Genomic DNA, 21,447 nt, shown 5'->3' with positions numbered 1-21,447 from the left:
GTCACGGGGTGGCCAACGCGCGATCGCAATACCGCTGCTCGGAATGCCGCCACGTCAGCGCCAAGTGGGTCGGGCGCTGCCTGGACTGCGGCAGCTGGGGAACCGTCGAAGAAGTGGCCGTACTGGCCGCTGTCGGCAACGGGAAACGCTCGGTGTCGTCGGGGTCGCGGGCGGTGCCGATCAGCGCGGTGGAGCCGAATAAGAGCCGGCACCGGTCCACCGGTGTGGACGAACTCGACCGTGTCCTGGGCGGCGGCGTCGTTCCCGGCTCGGTGACGTTACTGGCGGGCGATCCCGGCGTGGGCAAGTCGACCCTGCTGCTGGAGGTCGCCCACTGCTGGGCGCAACGCGGGCAGCGCGCGCTGTACATCTCGGGAGAGGAATCGGCCGGCCAGGTGCGGCTGCGGGCCGACCGGATCGGCTGCGCCGGCGCCGCGTTCGACGAGGTCTACCTGGCCGCCGAATCGGACGTGCACACCGTCCTGGAGCACATCGATACGGTGCGCCCGGCACTGGTGATCATCGACTCGGTGCAGACGATGTCCACCACCGAGGCCGACGGTGTCGCCGGCGGCGTGACCCAGGTGCGCGCCGTGACGGCCGCGCTGACGGCGGCCGCCAAGGCCAACGGCGTCGCGATGATCCTCGTCGGGCACGTCACCAAGGACGGAGCCATCGCCGGACCGCGCTCCCTGGAACACCTCGTCGACGTGGTGCTGCACTTCGAGGGCGACCGCAACGGCGCGTTGCGGATGGTTCGGGGCATCAAGAACCGGTTCGGCGCCGCCGACGAGGTGGGATGCTTCCTCTTGCACGACAGCGGCATCGAAGGAGTCGCGGACCCGTCGAACCTGTTCCTGGACCAGCGGCCGAATCCGGTCCCCGGCACCGCGATCACGGTGACCCTGGACGGCAAGCGGCCGCTCATCGGCGAAGTGCAGGCGCTACTGGCCACCCCGAACGGCGGCTCGCCGCGGCGGGCGGTGAGCGGCATCGACCACTCCCGGGCCGCGATGATCACCGCGGTGCTCGAAAAGCACGCCAAGCTGCGCCTTTCCGTCAACGACATCTATCTGTCCACCGTGGGCGGCATGCGGTTGACCGACCCCTCGTCAGACCTGGCCGTGGCGACCGCACTGGCCTCGGCATACGTCAACCTGGCGCTGCCCACCACTGCGGTGATGATCGGCGAGGTCGGCCTGGCCGGCGATCTGCGGCGGGTGCACGGCATGGACCGCCGGCTGGCCGAAGCCGCCCGTCAGGGCTTCACGATCGCGCTGGTCCCGCCGGGCTGCACGACGATCCCGGCCGGTCTGCGGGCTCTGAGCGCGTCCACCATCGTCGAGGCGCTGCAGCACCTGATCGGCATCGCCGAGCACCGCGCGGCCGCCGAGGTGGAGCTGCAGCCGCTCGGCAGCCGCCGGTAGGGGTCCCGTTCCGCGGCCCGCCATAGCAGAATGCTCGCTGTGACTCGTCCGACCCTGCGTGAGGCCGTCGCCCGATTGGCTCCGGGCACCGGGTTGCGCGACGGCCTCGAACGCATCCTGCGTGGCCGCACCGGCGCCCTGATCGTGCTCGGCTACGACGAGAACGTGGAGGCCATCTGCGACGGCGGATTCCCGCTCGATGTCCGCTACGCCCCCACCCGGCTGCGGGAGTTGTCGAAGATGGACGGCGCGGTGGTGCTGTCGACGGACGGCAGCCGCATCGTCCGGGCGAACGTGCAGTTGGTACCGGACCCGTCGATACCCACCGATGAATCCGGCACGCGGCACCGCTCGGCCGAGCGCGCGGCGATCCAGACCGGCTACCCGGTCATCTCGGTGAGCCACTCGATGAACATCGTGACCGTCTACGTCGGCGGCGAACGCCATGTGCTGACCGACTCGGCGACCATCCTGTCGCGCGCCAATCAGGCCATCGCGACCCTCGAGCGCTACAAGACCCGGCTCGACGAGGTTTCCCGGCAACTGTCGCGGGCCGAGATCGAAGACTTCGTCACGCTGCGCGACGTGATGACCGTGGTTCAGCGGCTCGAGTTGGTACGCCGGATCGGTCTGGCGATCGACTACGACGTGGTCGAACTGGGCACCGACGGGCGCCAGCTGCGGCTACAGCAGGAGGAACTGCTGGGCGGCAACGACGCCGCGCGCGAGCTGATCGTGCGCGACTATCACGCCAATCCCGAGCCGCCTTCGAGGTTGCAGATCGCCGCGACGCTGGAGGAGCTGGACTCGCTGTCGGACACTGAACTCCTCGACTTCACCGCGCTGGCAAAGGTTTTCGGTTACCCGACGAGCGCCGAGGCGCAGGATTCGGCGTTGAGCCCGCGCGGGTACCGCGCCATGGCCGGGATCCCCCGCCTGCAATTCGCCCATGTGGACCTGCTGGTCCGCTCGTTCGGGACGCTGCAGGGGCTACTTGCGGCCAGCGCGAACGACCTTCAGTCCCTGGACGGCATCGGTGCGATGTGGGCCCGCCACGTCCGCGAGGGGCTATCGCAGCTGGCCGAATCCACGCTCACCGAGCACTGATCAGCCGCCCTGCGCCGGCGGCGCCTCCGGCGGCGGCGCGAGCGCCGGACCCGGGGCAGGTGCCGGACCCGGGGGCTGCGGCGGCTGGTTCATCACGAACGGAAGCGGCTGCGAGCGCAGGTTGCCGAGCTGGACCACCAGGTTGTAGGTGCCCGGTCCGATCGCCGGGCGCGGCAGCGGGCACTTCGGCGCCGACCCCATGCCCGTCCAGGTCACCGCGGTGGTGACCTGCTCGCCGGGGGTGAAGGTCTTGACCAGCGTCTCGTTGGACGGCGCACAGTCCAGGTTGGACCACAACCGCTTGTTGTCCAGCGAGTACACGTACGCCGCCAGCACCGCGGCACCCACGTCGCGCTTGCAGGACACCAGGCCGATGTTGGTCACCACCATGGTGAATTTCGGCTGGTCGCCGATGTAGTACTGGGGCGAGTTGGTCAGACCCTTGACGGCCAGCGTCGCGTCGGGGCAGTCGTCTCCGTCCTTGAGCACCGGTGGCGGCTGGACCGCGGCGGTCGGTGTCGGCGACTCCGGGTTCAATGCTCCAGGGGGCGCTCCCGGGGCGGGAGCCTCGGTCTGCCCGGCGGGCTGCTGCGTCGCCGGGGCCTGCGGCGCATTGGAGCCAGAATGGCCCTGCGCGGACGCGGGCTTGTCGGCGGGTTTGGCCCCGGCATTGCTACTGACGAGGGCGATGACGATGGCGACAGCGATCCCGACCACGACAACCGCGATGCCCAGGGCTAGTCCCCTGCGCCGCCAGTAGATCTCGGTCGGTAGCGGGCCACGCGGTTCCAGATCCAGCACATTTCCACGGTAGGGGCAGGTCACGCATCTTTGACTGACCCGCCTCGGCGTGTCGCAGGGTTAGCCGGACAGGCCGCGTGTTAGGAGCCGCTAAACCGCCTGCTCCTGCGGCGCCTGCTCGCCGATGTCGCCGATGTGGTCCACCAGCTCCGCCTTGCCTTCGGCGAGCTGATAGGTCACTCCGGCAAGCGCCAAGGTGCTGTCGGCCACCCGATCCGCGATCGCGGAGGAACGCGCCACAAGCTGCTTGAGCGTCTCGCTGACATGCCGCTCCTCGAACTCGTCGATGCGGGTCAGGCCGTCACGCCTGCCGGCCAACACCGACGGGACCACCCGTTCCACGACGTCGCGCACGAATCCGCCGGGTATCGCGCCGTCGTCCAAGGCGTCGATGGTCGCCTTTACCGCGCCGCAGCTGTTATGGCCGAGCACCACGATCAGCGGGACGTTGAGCACCATCACCGCGTACTCGATGGATCCCAGCACCGCGCTATCGATGGCCTGCCCGGCGGTACGCACCACGAATACGTCCCCGAGGCCCTGATCGAAGATCAGCTCGGCAGCCACCCGGCTGTCCGCGCAACCGAAGATCACGGCGGTCGGCGTCTGCCCGCCGGCCAGACTGGCTCGGTGGTCGATGCTCTGACTGGGGTGGGCGGGCTTGCCGGCGACGAATCGCTCGTTACCCTCTTTGAGTGCTTTCCAGGCGCTTATCGGGTTGCTGTTGGGCATGCCAGACATTCTGCCGGAACACCCCGTGATCGGCCCAGTACACATACCGGCCACCAATCTTGTCGCCTGGTATGAGCGGTGCAGCCGGGACCTGCCATGGCGCGAGCCAGGGGTCAGCGCATGGCAGATCCTGGTCAGCGAATTCATGCTGCAGCAGACGCCCGTGTCCCGGGTGCTGCCGATCTGGACGGACTGGGTGCGTCGCTGGCCGACACCCTCGGCGACGGCGGCGGCCAGTGCCGCAGACGTGCTGCGGGCCTGGGGCAAGCTGGGTTATCCGCGGCGGGCCAAACGCCTGCACGAGTGCGCCGTTGTCATCGCCAGCGAGCACGGTGACGTCGTCCCCGACGACGTGGAGACGTTGCTGACGCTGCCGGGTGTCGGTAGCTATACCGCGCGGGCAGTGGCCTGTTTCGCCTATCGGCAGCGAGTTCCCGTGGTGGACACCAATGTTCGGCGTGTAGTGGCCCGCGCCATCCACGGGCGGGCCGACGCGGGCAACCCCTCGGCGACCCGCGATCTCGCCGACGTCGCCGCGCTTCTTCCGAATGACGCTGTGGCGCCGATATTTTCGGTGGCCCTGATGGAACTCGGCGCGACAGTCTGCACGGCGCGGGCACCCAGGTGCGGCGTGTGCCCACTGCAGCAGTGCACATGGCGCGACGCCGGTTTCCCCGCCGGCGACACCCCCGCGCGCCGCGTCCAGGCCTACGCCGGCACCGACCGGCAGGTTCGCGGGCGGTTGCTGGATGTGTTGCGCAACAACAGTTCTCCGGTCACTCGAGCGCAGTTGGACGTGGCGTGGCTGACCGATACCGCACAGCGCGATCGCGCTCTGTATTCACTGCTTGTCGACGGCCTGGTCACCCAGACGGCGGATGGGCGGTTTGCACTGGCGGGCGAGGGACAGTAACCCGGCAGGCACCCCAGCGGGTCAGACCCGCGACATCCGGTCGTCGAGCACTTTGAGGCGGATTCCTACACTTGCGTAGCTCGTTATACGAAATTTATTTCGTGATGTTTGACAGACGTATTTTTTCTCACGTAATGTGCCTCGTATGTACATCGGACATCTGAAAGCCACGACGGGCGGTGGTGACCAATGACCGCCGTCCTCCTTGCCGTTTTGATTGCGCCCCTGCTCGCATCCGTCACTGCCCTGCTGGCCGGTGACCGGCATCCCCGGCTGGTCGGCCGATTCGGCGCCGCGACCGCGGCGTCGGGACTGATCGCGGCCGCTGTGTTGAGCGTTCAGGTAGTGCTGCACGGGCCGATACACGCCTCGCTGCGTACCGACCAAGGCACCCTCATCGGCGAGGTGACCGCCGGCCGGCTCAGCGCCCTGCTATTGGTGCTGGTGTACGGAGTGAGCACGGTCGTTCAACTGTTCGCACTGCGCTACCTCGCCTGTGACCGCCGGTCGGGCTGGTTCACCGCTGGGACCGGACTGCTCACCACCGCGTCCGCGGGCCTGATGATTTCGGGCACGCTGATCGCCTTAGCCCTCTGCTGGACCCTGGCCGGGACAGCGTTGTGCCTGCTCCTGGCGACTTACTGGGAATTGCCGGCCGCCCGCGACGGTGTGCGACGTACCGCGACCGCATTCGCGCTGGGCGATCTCGCGCTGTGGTCAGCGGTCGGGTTGGTGACGATGCATTTGGGCAATCGAAGCCTGTCCGAGTTGACCGTCAGCAAAGACGCCTCACCGACGATGCTGGTCGCCGCGGTACTGATCGTGGTGGCTGCGCTGTCGCGGTCCGCGCAGATCCCGTTCCACCGCTGGTTGCCGGCTACTCTCGCGGCACCCACCCCGGTGTCGGCCCTGCTGCACGCCGGTGTGGTCAACGCCGGGGGTGTGCTGCTGGTCCGGTTGAGCCCGATCGTCAGCGGATCAGCCCTGGCCATGGGTATAGCGTTCGCCGCCGGCATGTTGAGCATGGTCTACGGAGCCCTGGTGATGCTCACCAAGTCCGACATCAAGGGCTCGCTGGCATATTCGACCATGGCCCAGATGGGCTTCATGATTTTGACCTGCGGATTGGGCCTGTCCGCCGCGGCGGTCTTCCACTTGGTCGGGCACGGCTTCTACAAGGCCACGCTCTTCTTGTCCTCGGGCTCGGCGATCGCCAAGCGGCGCCAGAAGGCCGCTCGCCCGCCCGCGCCGCCGCTGAGCCGCACCCGACGTGCAGCGGTGCTCGTCTCTGCGATGCTGCTGCCCGCGGCCGCACTGTACGCAGCCGGTGCCGTGATGCCGTTGCACACAGCGGAGCACGGCTCGGCGGAAGCGCTGGTGATCTTCACCTGGGCCACCGCCGCGGCGGCACTGATGGGCTGGCTGGCGCGATCGCCCCACTGGCCGGCGGTCGTCGCCGCGGGCGTGGCGCTGCTCGGCGCGGGCGTCGGCTACCTGGCGCTGGTCAACCTGGTGACCGGTTTCCTGTCTCCCGATCTGCCGCCGGTCGCCGTGCCATCGGCCTCCTCGTTGGGCATCGCCGCGGCGGCGGTCGTGCTCGGCGCACTGGCCCTGCTGCGCCAGGCTCCCCCGGATGGCTGGGCCGGCCGCCTGCAGCGCGCCCTCTACACCAAAGCGCTTGTAGCAGGACATGTCTCGGCGATACGGCCGCAGCAGATCCCCACCCCGACCCACTTGACTGCAGAACTGACAGGAGCGCACCGATGACCATCGTCGCTGAACACCTCTCGATCGACGCGCAGCGTGCCCAGCTGCGCAGCGAGGTGAATCTGGCCGCGCGGGTGGTTCCCACCCACTACCCGCTGGAGACCTTCATCGCCGTCAACCCGCTGGCCGGACTGGAAGGCATGCCCTTCGAGCAGGCGGTGCTGCGTGCCGGTGACCTCTACGGCGTCGCAGGACTGCTGGATGAGACCGCCTACCGCGACCTCTACCACCGGGGGCGGATCACCGACGCCGACCTCGAATCGACACTGCGGCTGCGTTACCCCACCCTGCTGGACGGAGAACCCATCCAGCTGGGCGCCCGGACGGTGACACCTGCCGAGCTGTTGCGTGACGACCTGCTCAACGGCCGCGTCGCGGCCAAGCCGGTGCGCCGCAACAAGATGCGCAGCGAGCAACTCGCACCGCAGGTCGCCCAAGAGGTAGACGCACAGGCCGCCAAATGGAGTACGGCTTTCTTCGGATCACCCGCGGCGGGTTGGCCGATGCCCGCGCGCGAACGGGGCTTCTTCCACGCCTGGCGGACTCTGGCCGCCGGCGACCACAAGTTGAGCCGGAAAGTCCGCGCCGCCCTGCGCGAGGTGCCCGAACGAGCCGACGACGCTGCGCTGCAAGCGCTGCGGCAGTTGGGCGTCACCGACGACGAACGCATCACCTACCTGCAGGCTCACTTGACCCGGCTTCCCGGCTGGGCGGCGTATGTCCGGTGGTATGCCGAGCGGATGGTCGGCGCGGACCTCCTCGACTACCTGGCCCTGCGTCTGACCTACGAGGCATTGCTGCTGCCTGACAACGCTGCTGAGCCGCCGGCCGATATCGATGCCATCAACCGGCCGGCGATCCCCTCCGCGGAGGAGCGGGCTGCGGATCTCGCGCGACTGCGGGGCCTGAACGGGCTGAGCGATGATGATCTCGCCCCGGCCGCAAGGATCCTGGCGGCGCTTCCGGTCACGGCCCGGCCGGTGGTTTGGCAACAGGCCTACGAGGCGCACTACCGGGACGCACTGCTGAAGTCCTTGACCGGCAGCACTGTTCAGGGTTCCCACGGGCGGCCGCACACCCAGCTGGTGTGCTGCATCGACGCCCGGTCGGAAGGGCTGCGCCGGCACATCGAATCCAAGGGCGGATACGAAACCCTGGGCTTTGCCGGGTTTTTCGCGGTCGCCATCCGCTTCACCGACCTGGTGGGCGGGGCGCCCAACGAGCTGTGCCCGGTTCTGATTCGTCCCCAGCATGAAGTCCGCGAAAGCCCGGCACCTGAAGGTGTGCGTGCGGCCAAGCGGCGACGGGACGGCAGCGCCGTCATGGCCGGCGCCGAAGCCGCTTTCAACACCGCGAAGCAGGCACTGCTGGCCCCGTTCACGCTCGCCGAAGCCTCTGGCTGGGCCGCCGGTCCATGGGCCGCCGCAAAGACGCTGAGCCCGAAGGCCAGCGGCACGCTGCGCCGGCGCCTGCGCGACCGGCTGGCCCCGCCGGCGCCCACCGTCCTGTCCGTCAACGAGAGCGTCGACCTGGGACAACGGGCTCTCTACGCCCAGGTGGCTCTCACCACCATGGGCCTCACCAGCGGGTTCGCCCGGCTAGTGGTGATGTGCGGACACGGCAGCACCACCGAGAACAACCCCTACCAGGCGGCGCTGGACTGCGGGGCGTGCGGCGGTCAACCCGGCGGGCCCAACGCGCGAACCGCGGTCGCCATCCTCAACAACGCCGACGTCCGTGCGGAGTTGCGCGACATGGGGATCTCGATTCCAGACGACACCTGGTTCGTCGCCGCTCTGCACGACACGGCCACGGACCGGGTCTCCGTCCTGGACGAGCATCTGGTCCCGGCAAGCCATGTAGCGGACATGCGCCGGCTGATCGCCGATCTCGAGGTGGCCGGTGCCGAGTTGGCCGCCGAACGCTGCCTCGTGCTACCCGGAGGCCCGGTCCGTCCGGACCCGGCGCGGGCAGCGCGGCACGTCGCCAACCGCTCCGCCGACTGGGCCCAGGTCTTTCCCGAGTGGGGGCTGGCCGGCAACGCTGCCTTCATCGTCGGGCCCCGCGACCTGAGCAGCGGCCTCGACCTGCGGCGACGGACCTTCCTGCACTCCTACGAAGCTGACGTCGACCCAGACGGCAGCGCGTTGGAGACCATCCTGACCGCCCCGATGGTCGTGGCCCAGTGGATCAGTTGCCAGTACTACTTCTCGACGGTTGCGCCGGAGCTGTTCGGAGCGGGAACCAAGACGGTCCACAACGTGGTGGCCGGAGTGGGCGTACTCGCCGGCCACGGCGGTGACCTGCAGCTGGGGCTGCCTCGCCAATCGGTGACCGACGGTCAGACGTTCGGGCACGAGCCGATGCGCCTACTGACCGTCGTCCAGGCCCCGCTCGAGCGAATCGACATGATCGTCGACCGCAACCCAGTCCTGCAGCATCTGTTCGGAAACGACTGGGTAGCCCTCGCGGCCCGAGAGAAGCCCGGAGACGACTGGCAGCGCTGGACTCGCAACGGCTGGCGGAGCTGGGAATCGGGAGTCGAAAAGCACAACGCAACTGAGGAGGTATTGCCATGCCACTGAATGGCCTGACAAAAATGACGAAAATCGAAGTGGTGGTGGGCGGCGATCACGCGTCCGCGGTCCGCGACCAGTTCCACAGCGCAGGCGCCACCGGGTTCACCAGTGTCTCGGGCGTCTCGGGGCTCGGGCATCACGGCTATCACCAGGGCCGGCTGCTCTTCAACCAGCAAGCAGCACTCGAAATGCTCATCACCGTCGTACCGGACACCAAGTCAGAGGCGCTGGTCGCCGGATTACGACGGCTTCTCGAGGGTTCGCCGGGGGTCATGTTCGTGACCGACACCTACGTCAGCCGGCCCGAGTACTTCAGCTGAAACCAACCACAGAAAGGTAACGATAATGTCCAACCCCACTTCCGCCTGGCAGAGCCTGCAAGCCGGAAATCAGCACTTCCACAACACCTTACGGAAGCAGCACAGCGTCGCCAACGGACAGCCGCCCGCCGCCGTCGTGTTCCGCTCCGCGGATTCCGACGTGCCCAGCCAGGTGGTGTTCGGCCAGAGCTGGGGCTCGATCATCGACATCAGCAACTGGGGACACGTCATCGACACCGGCGTGCTGGCCACCCTTGAGTACGCCGTGGGCACCCTCAAGACACCGTTGATCGTCATCCTCGGCCACACGGACTCCAGCGCGATGCAGACGGCCCTCGATGCTTGGAACATTGCCAACTTCCCCGACGGCGCCACCCGTGCCGTGGTCGAACAGGCGGTTTCCTCGCTGGCCCGCAAAGACGCCGGCATCAATACCGCCGACGATCTGACGGCCGCTCACGTGGCGCACGTCGGGGTGTCGCTGCTGCACAAGTCGCCGCTGGTTGCCAAGGCCGTCGACAGCGGACGGTGCGCAATCGTCGCCGCCCTGCTCGACCGTGCGGACGGCCGGGTCCAGGTCTGCGGGACCATCGGACAGGTTTCCGACAACGAGACACCGTTGCTGCGGGTCGTATAAGAAATGCGGGCAGTCGGGCCCGGCGGATTCCGCCGGGCCTGGCTGCCCGCCGGGACATCTCATGAACGCACCCGTTGACTCTTACGCCGGGACGGTGATCGCCATGGGCACCATGCACGGCAAGGAGCGCCAGGTGGCGCCGGCTTTCGCCGCAGAGATCGGTGCCCGGGTGATCGCCCCGCCGGGCATCGACACCGACCAGTTCGGCACCTTCGCCGGGGAGGTCACCCGGACGCTCGCACCGGTGGCGGCGGCCTCGGCGAAGGCCCGGTTGGCCATGAGCGCGGCTAAGGTGCCGTACGGCGTGGCCAGCGAGGCCAGCTACGACACGTGGTACGGAATGCTGGCCGTACACCAGGAAATCCTGGTGTTCCTCGACGACACCCGAGGCATCCGAGTCGTGGAGGGTGTCAACATCCAACGGGCTCCGGGCCCGCCGAAACTGGTCGAAAGCGGCCACGAAGCGGCCGACGCCGCGCGCCGCTTCGGATTCCCCGAGCAGGGAGCGGTCGTCAAAGCCACCGTCGACGGAGAAACGCGGGTGTTCGGCAAAGGGCTGACCGATGCGTTCGCCCTCGTCGAGATCGTCGACACCGCGGTTGCCGCCGCCGACGACCGGCGCGCCCTGCTCGAACCCGACCTGCGGGCACACCACAACCCAGGTCGCCGGGAAGTCCTGACCGCCCTGGCGAATCGACTCGCCGGCCGACTGGCCACCCGATGTCCGGCGTGTCTGTCGCCCGGATTCGGGAGGGTCGCGGTGCGCGAAGGATTACCGTGCCGGATGTGTGGCTCGCCGACCACACTCGTCGCGGCCGACATCCTGGGGTGCCCGGCTTGCGAGCACCGCAGCGAGGACGTCCGCTCCGGGACGGCGGAACCGCGCTACTGCCCGCAGTGCAATCCCTAGCGGGTCGCCGCATTCGGGCCGGCCCCGGTCAGGACAGCGCGGCAACCAGCTCGCCGACGGTGTGGCTGGCTTCAAGGGGGTGGCGCAACCTGCCCTCAGGGTTGACCTCGTAGACGTTGCGACGCCCGACCTTCGACTTGATCAGGTAGCCCTCGGCGGTCAGGTCGGTCAGAATGGCCTGCACTGAGCGCTCGGTGATGCCGACCCGCAGCGCCAGCTCGCGCGCCGTCAACTCCTCGCCCGTCGAGATGCACAACAAGACATGGGCGTGGTTGGTGAGGAACGTCCAGCTCCGATCCTGCGTTTCTAGCGGGAGCGGGGCTACTCTCCTGCGCTTGCCGGCTACAGCCACTGCTCGATGATACCCATGCCTGATTCGCGTAAACCGATTCGCCAATCCACCCGCGCGCCGCTTTCACTCACCCGGGTGTGCGATCAGGAAGGATTCGACGGCCCGCCGGTACACCTGCGGCGCCTCGTCGTGCACCAGGTGACCCGCTTCCGGGACCGGCAAATATGTAGTCGGATAATCCCTTTGGGCCATTTGACGCATCTGGCCGGGCGGCGTCACAGTGTTTCCCGCCTCGATCAGCAACGCGGGCGAACGCACCGCATTCCACTGGTTCCAGTAGTCGCGGGTACCCCACTCGGCAGCGATCTCGATCCACCGCGCGGGATGCCCGTGTAATCGCCAGCCCTTGCCGGTGCGGTCGAACGCCTCCAGGAAATACTGGCCGGCGACCGGGCCGAACGCGGCCACCACCTGCTCGGCGGAATCGAATTCAACCGGCAGTGCGTACACCCACGGCTCCCACGGTCCGGTGGTCCGGCCGACGAAATCGGGGGCCATGTCCTCGACTACCAGCGCACTCACCAGCTCCGGCCGCTCACCTGCCAGGCACCAGGAGTGCAGGCCGCCCATCGAATGCCCGATCAGCGTCACCGGAGCGCCCAGCGAGCTGACCGCATCGCCCAGATCGGCGACGAAGCGTTCGGTGCTGATCGGGAAGGGGTCCTCGACGTCGCGGCCGCGGTGCCAGGGAGCGTCGTAGGTGTAGACCGCACCCAGCCGCGTAAGCCAGGGCAGCTGTCGCGGCCAGGTGGTGCCGCGTCCCATCAGTCCATGCACCAGAATCAGCGGCCTGCCCGCTCCGCCGCGATGGGTCAGCAGATCGGCGGCCATGTTCGGCACGGTAGCCTAGCCACATGCCAGTGGTGAAGATCAATGCAATCTCGGTGCCCGCCGGCGCTGGCCCCGAGCTGGAAAAACGCTTCGCTCATCGCGCGCACGCGGTGGACAACCAGCCCGGCTTTCTCGGCTTTCAGCTGCTGCGTCCGGTCAAAGGTGAAGACCGCTACTTTGTGGTGACACATTGGGAGTCTGATGAAGCGTTCCAGGCCTGGGCGAACGGGCCCGCGAAAGAAGCCCACGCAGGTGAGCGCGCCAATCCCGTCGCCAGCGGTGCGTCGCTACTGGAATTCGAGGTTGTGCTCGACGTTGCCGGGACCAAACAGGCCGGGTAGGCGGCGCGCCGCGGCGCGCCGGGCACTGGCGCTGAGCGCCGCCGCCGCGCTCGTGGTGACGCTGACTCCGGGCTGCTCTTCATCACCGACGCCGTCGGCGAACGCGGCGAATGTGGGGCGCCGGATCGACACCAGCACTCCCCCTGGTCTGCGCGCCCAGCAGACCATGGACATGCTGAACTCCGAGTGGCCGATCGGCCCGGACGGAGTACGCACCCTGGCCGTCGCCGACAAGGTCGAATCGGTGGAAGCCACCATGGAGAGTCTGTGGTGGGATCGGCCGTTCACCCTGGACTCCGTTTTCATCGGCGCGAACGTGGCGACGTTGCAGTTGATCTCGTCCTACGGGGCGCGCCAGGACGTCCGGATCCATACCGGCGATACCGGCGAGGTCGACCGGTTCGAAGTCGACACCCAACCGCCCCCGCCGATCAACACCTGGTCGGATGTGGATGCGGTGCTGAGCAAGACCGGCGCCCGCTACTCCTATCAGGTGGCCAAGGTCGACGACGGTAAATGCGACCGGGTGGCCGGCTCCAACACCACCCAACCCTTGCCGCTGGCTTCGATTTTCAAGCTGTACGTGCTGCACGCGGTCGCGACGGCGGTCAAGAACGGCACCGTCTCGTGGGACGACCAGTTGACCGTGACCGCCAAGGGCAAGGCGGTCGGATCGTCGGGTCTGGAACTGGCTGTCGGCGATCACGTTTCGGTGCGCAAGGCGGCCGAGAAGATGATCGCCACCAGTGACAACATGGCCACTGACATGCTGATCGAGCGGGTGGGGACGCGCGCTATCGAGCAGGCCCTGGCCACCGCCGGGCACCACGATCCGGCCAGCATGACGCCGTTTCCCACCATGTACGAGTTGTTCTCCATCGGCTGGGGTAAGCCCGATGTGCGCGAGCAGTGGAAGAATGCGTCCCAGCAGCAGCGGGCCGAGCTGCTGCAGCAGGCGAATTCCACTGACTACGAACCTGATCCATTCCGCGCGCACACCCCAGCCTCGGCGTACGGCGCCGAGTGGTACGGCAACGCCGAGGACATCTGCCGCGTTCATGTGACGTTGCAGTCCGATGCCGTGGGCGCGGCCGCACCGGTCCAGCAGATCCTGTCCGCGGTGGCCGGTATCCGATTGGATCCCAATGTGTGGCCCTACATCGGTGCGAAAGCCGGTGGGCTGCCCGGAGATCTGACGTTCAGCTGGTATGCCGTCGACAAGACCGGGCAACCGTGGGTGGTCAGTTTTCAGCTGAACTGGCCGCACGACCACGGGCCGACCGTGACCAGTTGGATGCTGAAGGTCGCTCAGCAGGTCTTCGCGCTGATCGCGCCCCGCTAGACCCGCAGCGTCCAGGCCCCGCCCCGACGGTGCAGGACGGTATGGCTTGACGGAGCAACATCCATGCGCCAGAACGACTTCGGTGGCGCGTCGAGGGCAACCAGAATCGCCGCCCTGATGACCGCCGGGTGAGTGACGGCAACCGTTCGCACGCTGTCGTTGATCTGCCTCAGCCATCCGGCGACTCGTTCCACCAGCCCGACGATCGACTCGCCGCCGTGCGGCGACTGCCCTGGATCGGTCAGCCACAGCTCGAGCTCGGCGGTCGGGATGCTCTCCAGCGCTCGCCCACGCCAACTCCCACAATCCAGGTCCATCAAGCGTGGGTCGGCGGCGGCCTGCAGCCCCAGCAGTTCCGCGGTCTGACGGGTGCGTTGTTCCGGGCCGGTGAACGCCCGGGCCGCCGCGCTGTCAAGACGCCCGACCTGACGGCGGCCGAGGGCACTCAGCGGTTCATCGACGGGAAAACACCCGGCCGACATCGCATCCGTCATCGCGTGCGAGACCAGCGTCAGCCGGGTCGCAGCCGCCGTCACGCTCGGACGCTCTGCGCCGGTGTGCCCTCAGCCAACAGGCGCCCGGCCAGCACCGCGAACACCAGCCCGGTGCCCGCCCATAACACCATCTGGGTAGCCAGCGATACCAGCCTGAATTCATAGAGATCGGCGGCGGGAAAGCCGGGCGGCACTTCGGCGACGTTCGGCAGAGCCAGCGCGACGGCCACCGCCGCGATCACATAGGCACCGGCCGCCAGCAGCCTGGCAGTGAACGCATCGAATCGGGCCAGCAGCTGCCGGGCCAGCCAGAGCGCGCCGATCGCCAGCCCCACCGACGCCAGCACCATCGCCAGGTACCACAGGGTGCGCGATCCGATCGTGTCCGCCTGTCCGACCGCAGGAGGATTGGGTGGGTATTTCAGAAACGGCACCAGATACGCGGCGACGAACCCGCCGGCCGCCAATCGCAGTGAAAGTGATTGCGGCGCAACGCCTTCTGATCGCGGATAGCGGACGCAGAATACTACCGCGAACAGGGCACCCAGCGCGATGCCGAAGACCAGCACGCCGAAGCCGAGTCCGGCATTGCCCTGGACACCGCGGGAGAACAGTTCCGCGCCGTGCTCATGCACACCCTGGGCGTGCGCGGCTTCGACGCGGTCTTCCTCGAACGCGATGGCGCGGCCGATCACGGGCTCGGCGAACAGCCTGGCGAAAACGAACGCCACCACCGCACCGACCGCACCCGCCAGCAGGCCGCGCGCAATCAGACGCTTCTCCACGGCTGCGGGTCAGTGGCAGGGAAAGCCAAGCAGATGCCGCGCGTCGTGGAAAAACTCGTGCACGTGGGTGTCGCTGCCGAACAGCGACACGGCGCCCTGGTCGATGCCGACGAAATAGATCGCCAGCAGCGCCAGGAAGGCGGTCGCCGCCAACCACAGCGCCGCATTGACCCCCGACAAGTCCACCGCTTGCGCCCGGGCAGTCTGAGAACTAGCCACGATCAACTCCTTCTGGGATCTCGCGTCCCAACGGAAGACACTGCTGGCGGGCGCCGGGTCTGACTGTAGACAGTGGCGCGACCGTTCTGGAGTTTCACCAGATTCCGGTGCCCGTCAGCGTGGGCAGTCTATGCCCGTGTTAGCCCGACGTACCAGGCCCGCCCGCGCCGGCCTTGGCCAGATCCGGCTCGGCCGGCGGCTTGCGCGTTCCGGTGAACGTGAACACAGCGTCCTCGCCGCTGCCCTCGCCGTCCCAGTTGTCGACGTCGACGGTGACGATCTGACCCGGACCGACCTCCTCGAAGAGAATCTTCTCCGAGAGCTGGTCCTCGATCTCCCGCTGGATGGTGCGTCGCAGGGGACGGGCACCCAGCACCGGGTCGAAGCCGCGCTTGGCGAGCAGCGACTTGGCCTTGTCGCTCAGCTCGAGAGCCATGTCCTTGCTCTTGAGCTGGTTGGCGACGCGGCCGATCATCAGATCCACCATCTGGATGATCTCGTCCTTCGTCAACTGGTGGAAGACGATGATGTCGTCGATGCGGTTGAGGAACTCCGGGCGGAAGTGCTTCTTCAGCTCGTCGTTGACCTTCTGCTTCATCCGCTCGTAGTCATTGGCGCCGCCACCCTGGGTGAACCCGAGGCCGACGGGCTTGGAGATGTCGGATGTGCCCAGGTTCGACGTGAAGATCAGCACGGTGTTCTTGAAGTCGACCGTGCGGCCCTGACCGTCGGTGAGCCGGCCGTCCTCGAGCACCTGCAACAGGCTGTTGTAGATCTCCTGGTGCGCCTTCTCGATCTCGTCGAACAGGACCACCGAGAACGGCTTGCGCCGCACCTTCTCGGTGAGCTGGCCGCCCTCTTCGTAGCCGACGTAGCCCGGGGGGGCACCGAACAGCCGCGACGCGGTGAAGCGGTCGTGGAACTCGCCCATGTCGATCTGGATGAGGGCGTCGTCGTCGCCGAACAGGAAGTTGGCCAGCGCCTTGGACAGCTCCGTCTTACCGACACCGGACGGGCCGGCGAAGATGAACGAGCCCGACGGCCGCTTCGGGTCTTTCAGCCCGGCGCGGGTACGGCGGATCGCCTTCGAGACGGCCTTGACGGCGTCGACCTGGCCGATGATCCGCTTGTGCAGCTCATCCTCCATGCGCAGCAGACGCGTGGTCTCGGCCTCGGTGAGCTTGAACACCGGGATGCCGGTCCAGTTGCCCAGCACCTCAGCGATCTGCTCGTCGTCGACCTCCGCGACGACATCGAGATCACCTGAGCGCCATTGCTTTTCACGCTCGGCACGCTGGGCGACCAGTTGCTTCTCCCGGTCCCGCAGGCTGGCGGCCTTCTCGAAGTCCTGGGCGTCGATGGCCGATTCCTTCTCCCGGCGCGCCTCGGCGATCTTCTCGTCGAACTCACGCAGGTCTGGCGGCGCGGTCATCCGGCGGATCCGCATCCGGGCGCCGGCCTCGTCGATCAGGTCGATCGCCTTGTCCGGCAGGAACCGGTCGTTGATGTACCGGTCGGCCAGGGTGGCGGCGGCCACCAGTGCGCCGTCGGTGATGGACACCCGGTGGTGCGCCTCGTAGCGGTCGCGCAGACCCTTGAGGATCTCGATGGTGTGCTCCACCGTCGGCTCGCCCACCTGCACCGGCTGGAAGCGGCGCTCCAGCGCGGCGTCCTTCTCGATGTACTTGCGGTACTCATCGAGCGTGGTGGCGCCGATGGTCTGCAGCTCGCCGCGGGCCAGCTTCGGCTTGAGGATGCTGGCCGCGTCGATGGCGCCCTCGGCGGCACCCGCGCCGACGAGCGTGTGCAGCTCGTCGATGAACAGGATGATGTCGCCGCGGGTGTTGATCTCCTTGAGCACCTTCTTCAGGCGCTCCTCGAAGTCACCGCGGTAGCGCGAGCCGGCGACCAGCGAGCCGAGGTCCAGGGTGTAGAGCTGCTTGTCCTTGAGCGTCTCGGGCACCTCGCCGTGCACGATCGCCTGGGCGAGACCCTCGACCACGGCGGTCTTGCCGACGCCGGGCTCGCCGATCAGCACCGGGTTGTTCTTGGTGCGCCGGGACAGCACCTGCATGACCCGCTCGATTTCCTTCTCGCGGCCGATGACCGGGTCGAGCTTGCCTTCCATGGCGGCAGCGGTCAGATTGCGGCCGAACTGGTCGAGCACCAGCGAGGTGGACGGGCTGCCGGACTCGCCGCCCCGGCCACCGGTGCCGGCTTCGGCGGCTTCCTTGCCCTGGTAGCCGCTCAGCAGCTGAATCACCTGCTGGCGCACCCGGGTCAACTCAGCGCCCAGTTTCACGAGCACCTGAGCCGCCACACCTTCACCCTCGCGGATCAGGCCCAGCAGGATGTGCTCGGTGCCGATGTAGTTGTGGCCGAGCTGCAGCGCTTCACGCAGGCTCAGCTCGAGAACCTTCTTGGCCCGCGGAGTGAACGGGATGTGCCCGGAGGGCGCCTGCTGGCCCTGGCCGATGATCTCCTCGACCTGGCTGCGCACGCCTTCCAGCGAGATTCCCAGCGACTCCAGTGACTTGGCGGCGACGCCCTCACCCTCGTGGATCAGACCCAGGAGGATGTGCTCGGTGCCGATGTAATTGTGGTTGAGCATCCGGGCCTCTTCTTGCGCCAGGACGACGACCCTGCGGGCACGGTCGGTAAATCTCTCGAACATCGTCGGTTACCTGCTCTCCCTCACCATTAGGTACTCCGTCTCGGAAAGGCGTTTGCCGGCCGTCGCCGACCTTTTGTCGACTCAGGGACCGACTCCGCGTACCTGCCGTCCACTCTAATGGTCGGCCTGCCGGGGTTCATACCTAGCAGTGCCCAGCGGTGCCTTCACGTAACCGGTTTAACGAGGAAAAGCCCCAATGCGTTTCCCGAGTTGGGCATCGATCAGTTCGCCACAAGCGAAAACACAAAATCCGGCGCCCAGGCTTCGAGCCCGGGCGCCGGAAAGTTGGTGCCTAGGTGGCGGCGTGGAACGCGTCGATCACGTCGGCCGGGATACGACCGCGGGTCGACACGTTGTGCCCGTTGCGCCGCGCCCATTCGCGGATCGCGGCGCTCTGCTCGCGGTCGATCGCCCCGCGGCCGCGACCCGAACCGGAACGCCCGCGCCGCCGACCGCCCACGCGACGTCCCGCCGCGACCCATTGCTTCAGGTCATTGCGCAGCTTCGTCGCATTCTTGCTAGAAAGGTCGATCTCATAGGTCACCCCGTCAAGCCCGAATTCGACCGTTTCGTCGGCGGAGCCGGCACCGTCGAAATCATCGACCAAGGTGACGGTCACTTTCTTCGCCATTGGCTTACCCTCGCGTTTCTTCCTGTGCAGTTACAGATCCAGTTTGGATAGACTCCCCACTGTCCTAATCTGCCATAAGAACGCATAATACTCAATCCAGACACATCTTGAGCAGTTCAGTTGGAGTGTGGACGAACAATCGGGAACAAAACAGTCTCCCTAATTGACAACCCGGTCAAACACATCAACAACCGATCGATACCCATTCCCGTTCCGGTACACGGCGGCATCCCGAACTCCAGCGCGGCCAGAAAATCTTCGTCAAGTTGCATGGCCTCGTCATCACCGGCGGCCGCCGCACGGGCCTGTTCAGCAAATCTTTCCCGTTGCACTACCGGATCGTTTAATTCCGAGTACCCAGTGGCCAGCTCCATTCCGCGCACGTAGAGGTCCCACTTCTCGGTTACACCGTGGATGCTGCGGTGGTGGCGGGTCAAAGGCGTCGTCTCCACCGGGAAATCCCTGACAAAAGTGGGTGCGGTCAGCGTGTTGCCCACCGTATGCTCCCACAGTTCCTCGACGAGTTTGCCGTGACCAAAACCACGGTTCTCGGGAATCTCCACGTCCAGTTGAGCCGCGATCTCACGTAACCGTTCGACCGGCGTGTCCGGCGTGATCTCTTCTCCCAGCGCTTTGGACAGTGACGAATACATCTGCAGAGTTGCCCATTCTCCGTCGATGTTGTACACACTGCCGTCGGGCATCGGGAGTTGTCTGGTCCCGATCGCCTCGTCGGCCACCTCTTGAATAAGCTCCCGAGTGACGACCGCCGAATCGTCATAGGTCCCGTACGTCTGGTACGTCTCCAACATCGAGAATTCCGGCGAATGAGTCGAATCGGTTCCTTCGTTTCGGAAGACCCGATTTAGTTCGAAGACCTTGTCGAAACCACCGACGATGCATCGCTTGAGGAACAGTTCCGGCGCGATCCGCAGGTAAAGGTCGATGTCCAGCGCATTGGAATGGGTGATGAACGGGCGCGCAGCGGCGCCGCCGGCCAGCGTCTGCAGGATCGGAGTTTCGACCTCCAGGAACCCCCGGCGCTCCAGGGCATTCCTGATTGCCCGGATAACGGCAATCCGTTGCCGGGCCACCGAACGCGCCTGCGGCCGGACGATCAGGTCGACATACCGCTGCCGCACCCGCGCCTCTTCACTCATCTCTTTATGGGCGACGGGCAGCGGCCGCAGCGACTTGGCGGCCATCTGCCACGAATCGGCGAGAACAGACAGTTCGCCTCGGCGTGAGCTGATCACCGTCCCGTGCACGAAGACGATGTCGCCGAGATCGACGTCGGCCTTCCACGCGTCCAGCGATTCCTGGCCCACCTTGTCGAGGCTGATCATCGCCTGCAGCTGGGTGCCGTCACCGTCCTGCAGTGTCGCAAAGCACAATTTCCCGGTGTTACGGGCGAACACCACCCGGCCCGCGACACCGACCACGTCGTCGGTCGCGGTGTCGGTCGGCAGGTCCGGGTGGGCGGCACGGACCTCGGCCAGCGTGTGGGTTCGCTCGAGCGCCACCGGGTAGGGGTCGTGACCGTCGGCCAGCAGGCGGGCACGCTTGTCCCGACGAATCCGGAACTGTTCGGGAAGGTCCTCGACTGGGTTACTGTCGGCGTCTCGATCGGCGGCGCTCACGACGTGCCAGCTTAAATGAGATCGGGGCGGCCCCGTCGGCTGGCGTACAGGCCGCGCTGGGCTATGTGACGCACCCCACCCGTGACCTATCAGCCTCGTACGCGGCACCGCAGCGCCGGGAGCGCTCAGCGCGCGGTCTTGAGCCGGCCCCGCTGGGCGTCGCGGTTGCGCTCGAACACCAGCCGCAGGCCGTGCAACGTCAGATGCTGGTCGTAGTGCTCCACCGTGTGCAGTTCGGGCAGCAGCAACGGCGCCGTGTGCCCGGTGGCTACCACGGCGACGTCGTCCGCGGCGGAGAACCCCGCCACGTCGTCGCGGATCCGGCCCACCAGGCCGTCGACCAGTCCGGCGAATCCAAACACGGCACCGGCCTGCATGCACTCGACGGTGTTCTTGCCCACCACGGATCTGGGGCGGGCCAGTTCGACACGGCGCAACGCCGCCGAGCGCGCCGCCGCGGCATCCGAGGACACCTGCACGCCGGGCGCGATCGCACCACCGAGAAACTCGCCCTTGGCCGACACCACATCCACACAGATCGACGATCCGAAGTCGACCACGATGGCGGCGGTGCCGAATTTGTGGAAGGCCGCCAGACAGTTGACGATCCGGTCGGCGCCCACCTCTTTCGGGTTGTCCACTAGCAGCGGGATGCCGGTGCGCACCCCCGGTTCGATCAATACGTGCGGGACGGCCGGCCAGTACTGGTCGAGCATGATCCGCACCTCGTGCAGCACCGACGGCACGGTGGACAACCCGGCGGCCCCGGTGAGTCGCTCGGCGTCATCGCCGATGAGGCCGTCGATGGTCAGTGCCAGTTCGTCCGCTGTGACCTCGGACTCGGTACGGATCCGCCATTGCTGAACGACCTTGGCGTTCTCCTTGGCTCCGGATATCAGGCCGACGACCGTATGGGTGTTGCGGACGTCGATCGTCAGCAGCACG

General features: G+C 67.1%; 21 protein-coding genes. 10 read left to right on the top strand and 11 right to left on the bottom strand.

Translation table 11 applies throughout. The features are described from left to right. The first annotated feature begins 8 nt into the window (after positions 1-8). Positions 9-1,427 (top strand): DNA repair protein RadA, encoded by a 1,419-nt coding sequence (radA, locus tag QXK92_RS28085; protein ID WP_306247276.1) that lies wholly within the window; start codon positions 9-11, stop codon positions 1,425-1,427. 30 nt (positions 1,428-1,457) lie between these two features. Further along, positions 1,458-2,534, top strand: a complete 1,077-nt coding sequence (gene disA, locus QXK92_RS28080; protein WP_306247274.1) for a DNA integrity scanning diadenylate cyclase DisA — start codon at positions 1,458-1,460, stop codon at positions 2,532-2,534. Here the strand turns inward: disA and QXK92_RS28075 are convergent, their stop codons facing one another. Beyond that, entirely contained in the window at positions 2,535-3,335 is an 801-nt protein-coding gene (locus QXK92_RS28075) for a hypothetical protein (protein WP_306247273.1), read from the bottom strand. It lies immediately after the preceding gene. A 90-nt stretch (positions 3,336-3,425) separates the two neighbouring features. Further along, a complete protein-coding gene (locus tag QXK92_RS28070; protein WP_306247271.1) occupies positions 3,426-4,067 on the bottom strand; it encodes a carbonic anhydrase in 642 nt (213 codons plus the stop codon). Here QXK92_RS28070 and QXK92_RS28065 point away from each other — a divergent pair. The 6 genes from QXK92_RS28065 to QXK92_RS28040 all read left to right on the top strand — a co-directional run bounded on the left by QXK92_RS28065 (position 4,066) and on the right by QXK92_RS28040 (position 11,193). Then, positions 4,066-4,980: an A/G-specific adenine glycosylase gene (locus QXK92_RS28065; RefSeq protein WP_306247269.1), complete on the top strand. Its 915-nt coding sequence runs from the start codon at positions 4,066-4,068 to the stop codon at positions 4,978-4,980. The two genes, QXK92_RS28070 and QXK92_RS28065, sit on opposite strands and share 2 nt — an antisense overlap. A 189-nt stretch (positions 4,981-5,169) precedes the next feature. After that, positions 5,170-6,747 (top strand): proton-conducting transporter membrane subunit, encoded by a 1,578-nt coding sequence (locus QXK92_RS28060; RefSeq protein ID WP_306247267.1) that lies wholly within the window; start codon positions 5,170-5,172, stop codon positions 6,745-6,747. Further along, on the top strand, positions 6,744-9,332 hold the full coding sequence (locus tag QXK92_RS28055) for a DUF2309 domain-containing protein (protein ID WP_306247265.1): 2,589 nt from the start codon (positions 6,744-6,746) through the stop codon (positions 9,330-9,332). The genes QXK92_RS28060 and QXK92_RS28055 overlap by 4 nt, the downstream gene beginning before the upstream one ends. A gap of 14 nt (positions 9,333-9,346) precedes the next feature. After that, entirely contained in the window at positions 9,347-9,646 is a 300-nt protein-coding gene (locus QXK92_RS28050) for a P-II family nitrogen regulator (protein ID WP_231513242.1), read from the top strand. A gap of 25 nt (positions 9,647-9,671) precedes the next feature. Continuing rightward, positions 9,672-10,283, top strand: a complete 612-nt coding sequence (locus tag QXK92_RS28045) for a carbonic anhydrase (RefSeq protein ID WP_306247264.1) — start codon at positions 9,672-9,674, stop codon at positions 10,281-10,283. Positions 10,284-10,344: 61 nt separating this feature from the next. After that, positions 10,345-11,193 carry a DUF6671 family protein gene (locus QXK92_RS28040; RefSeq protein ID WP_306247262.1) on the top strand — a complete coding sequence of 283 codons (849 nt, stop codon included), beginning with the start codon at positions 10,345-10,347 and terminating at the stop codon, positions 11,191-11,193. Between the two features lie 28 nt (positions 11,194-11,221). Here the strand turns inward: QXK92_RS28040 and QXK92_RS28035 are convergent, their stop codons facing one another. After that, positions 11,222-11,545 carry a MarR family transcriptional regulator gene (locus tag QXK92_RS28035; RefSeq protein ID WP_306247260.1) on the bottom strand — a complete coding sequence of 108 codons (324 nt, stop codon included), beginning with the start codon at positions 11,543-11,545 and terminating at the stop codon, positions 11,222-11,224. Positions 11,546-11,608: 63 nt separating this feature from the next. Next, the gene (locus QXK92_RS28030; RefSeq protein ID WP_306247258.1) at positions 11,609-12,385 is read right to left on the bottom strand and encodes an alpha/beta fold hydrolase; all 777 of its coding nucleotides are present in this window, start codon (positions 12,383-12,385) and stop codon (positions 11,609-11,611) included. 14 nt (positions 12,386-12,399) lie between these two features. On the opposite strand from QXK92_RS28030, the gene mhuD reads away from it, so the two are divergent. Next, complete coding sequence (mhuD, locus tag QXK92_RS28025; protein WP_306247256.1) at positions 12,400-12,717, top strand: mycobilin-forming heme oxygenase MhuD; 318 nt, start codon at positions 12,400-12,402, stop codon at positions 12,715-12,717. Continuing rightward, a complete protein-coding gene (locus tag QXK92_RS28020) occupies positions 12,692-14,059 on the top strand; it encodes a serine hydrolase (RefSeq protein WP_306247255.1) in 1,368 nt (455 codons plus the stop codon). The genes mhuD and QXK92_RS28020 overlap by 26 nt, the downstream gene beginning before the upstream one ends. On the opposite strand, the gene QXK92_RS28015 is transcribed toward QXK92_RS28020, so the two are convergent. From QXK92_RS28015 to QXK92_RS27985, 7 genes are all read right to left on the bottom strand, one after another. Then, positions 14,056-14,595 (bottom strand): histidine phosphatase family protein, encoded by a 540-nt coding sequence (locus QXK92_RS28015; RefSeq protein ID WP_306247253.1) that lies wholly within the window; start codon positions 14,593-14,595, stop codon positions 14,056-14,058. The genes QXK92_RS28020 and QXK92_RS28015 overlap by 4 nt on opposite strands. Continuing rightward, positions 14,592-15,338: a CbtA family protein gene (locus QXK92_RS28010; RefSeq protein WP_306247251.1), complete on the bottom strand. Its 747-nt coding sequence runs from the start codon at positions 15,336-15,338 to the stop codon at positions 14,592-14,594. The genes QXK92_RS28015 and QXK92_RS28010 overlap by 4 nt, the downstream gene beginning before the upstream one ends. 9 nt (positions 15,339-15,347) lie before the next feature. Then, the gene (locus QXK92_RS28005; protein ID WP_306247249.1) at positions 15,348-15,557 is read right to left on the bottom strand and encodes a CbtB-domain containing protein; all 210 of its coding nucleotides are present in this window, start codon (positions 15,555-15,557) and stop codon (positions 15,348-15,350) included. A 139-nt stretch (positions 15,558-15,696) separates the two neighbouring features. Beyond that, entirely contained in the window at positions 15,697-18,231 is a 2,535-nt protein-coding gene (gene clpC1, locus QXK92_RS28000; RefSeq protein ID WP_306247247.1) for an ATP-dependent protease ATP-binding subunit ClpC, read from the bottom strand. Between the two features lie 292 nt (positions 18,232-18,523). Beyond that, positions 18,524-18,862: a histone-like nucleoid-structuring protein Lsr2 gene (gene lsr2, locus QXK92_RS27995; protein ID WP_055577626.1), complete on the bottom strand. Its 339-nt coding sequence runs from the start codon at positions 18,860-18,862 to the stop codon at positions 18,524-18,526. Between the two features lie 116 nt (positions 18,863-18,978). Next, complete coding sequence (gene lysS, locus QXK92_RS27990; RefSeq protein WP_306247245.1) at positions 18,979-20,502, bottom strand: lysine--tRNA ligase; 1,524 nt, start codon at positions 20,500-20,502, stop codon at positions 18,979-18,981. Positions 20,503-20,627: 125 nt separating this feature from the next. Continuing rightward, on the bottom strand, positions 20,628-21,446 hold the full coding sequence (locus QXK92_RS27985) for a type III pantothenate kinase (RefSeq protein WP_306247243.1): 819 nt from the start codon (positions 21,444-21,446) through the stop codon (positions 20,628-20,630). Position 21,447: the final 1 nt, after the last annotated feature.

This window comes from Mycobacterium sp. TY815 (genome assembly GCF_030755135.1).
GTDB lineage: Bacteria > Actinomycetota > Actinomycetes > Mycobacteriales > Mycobacteriaceae > Mycobacterium.
This window is presented reverse-complemented; position numbering and strand designations above follow the sequence as displayed.

What these genes read in the sequence shown, in the direction of transcription:
- disA (WP_306247274.1), top strand. Translation starts at nt 1,458, where the DNA reads ATGCTCGCTGTGACTCGTCCGACCCTGCGTGAGGCCGTCGCCCGATTG.
- QXK92_RS28065 (WP_306247269.1), top strand. Translation starts at nt 4,066, where the DNA reads ATGCCAGACATTCTGCCGGAACACCCCGTGATCGGCCCAGTACACATA.
- QXK92_RS28070 (WP_306247271.1), bottom strand. Translation starts at nt 4,067, where the DNA reads ATGCCCAACAGCAACCCGATAAGCGCCTGGAAAGCACTCAAAGAGGGT.
- QXK92_RS28060 (WP_306247267.1), top strand. Translation starts at nt 5,170, where the DNA reads ATGACCGCCGTCCTCCTTGCCGTTTTGATTGCGCCCCTGCTCGCATCC.
- QXK92_RS28055 (WP_306247265.1), top strand. Translation starts at nt 6,744, where the DNA reads ATGACCATCGTCGCTGAACACCTCTCGATCGACGCGCAGCGTGCCCAG.
- QXK92_RS28050 (WP_231513242.1), top strand. Translation starts at nt 9,347, where the DNA reads ATGACGAAAATCGAAGTGGTGGTGGGCGGCGATCACGCGTCCGCGGTC.
- QXK92_RS28045 (WP_306247264.1), top strand. Translation starts at nt 9,672, where the DNA reads ATGTCCAACCCCACTTCCGCCTGGCAGAGCCTGCAAGCCGGAAATCAG.
- QXK92_RS28040 (WP_306247262.1), top strand. Translation starts at nt 10,345, where the DNA reads ATGAACGCACCCGTTGACTCTTACGCCGGGACGGTGATCGCCATGGGC.
- mhuD (WP_306247256.1), top strand. Translation starts at nt 12,400, where the DNA reads ATGCCAGTGGTGAAGATCAATGCAATCTCGGTGCCCGCCGGCGCTGGC.
- clpC1 (WP_306247247.1), bottom strand. Translation starts at nt 18,231, where the DNA reads ATGTTCGAGAGATTTACCGACCGTGCCCGCAGGGTCGTCGTCCTGGCG.
- lsr2 (WP_055577626.1), bottom strand. Translation starts at nt 18,862, where the DNA reads ATGGCGAAGAAAGTGACCGTCACCTTGGTCGATGATTTCGACGGTGCC.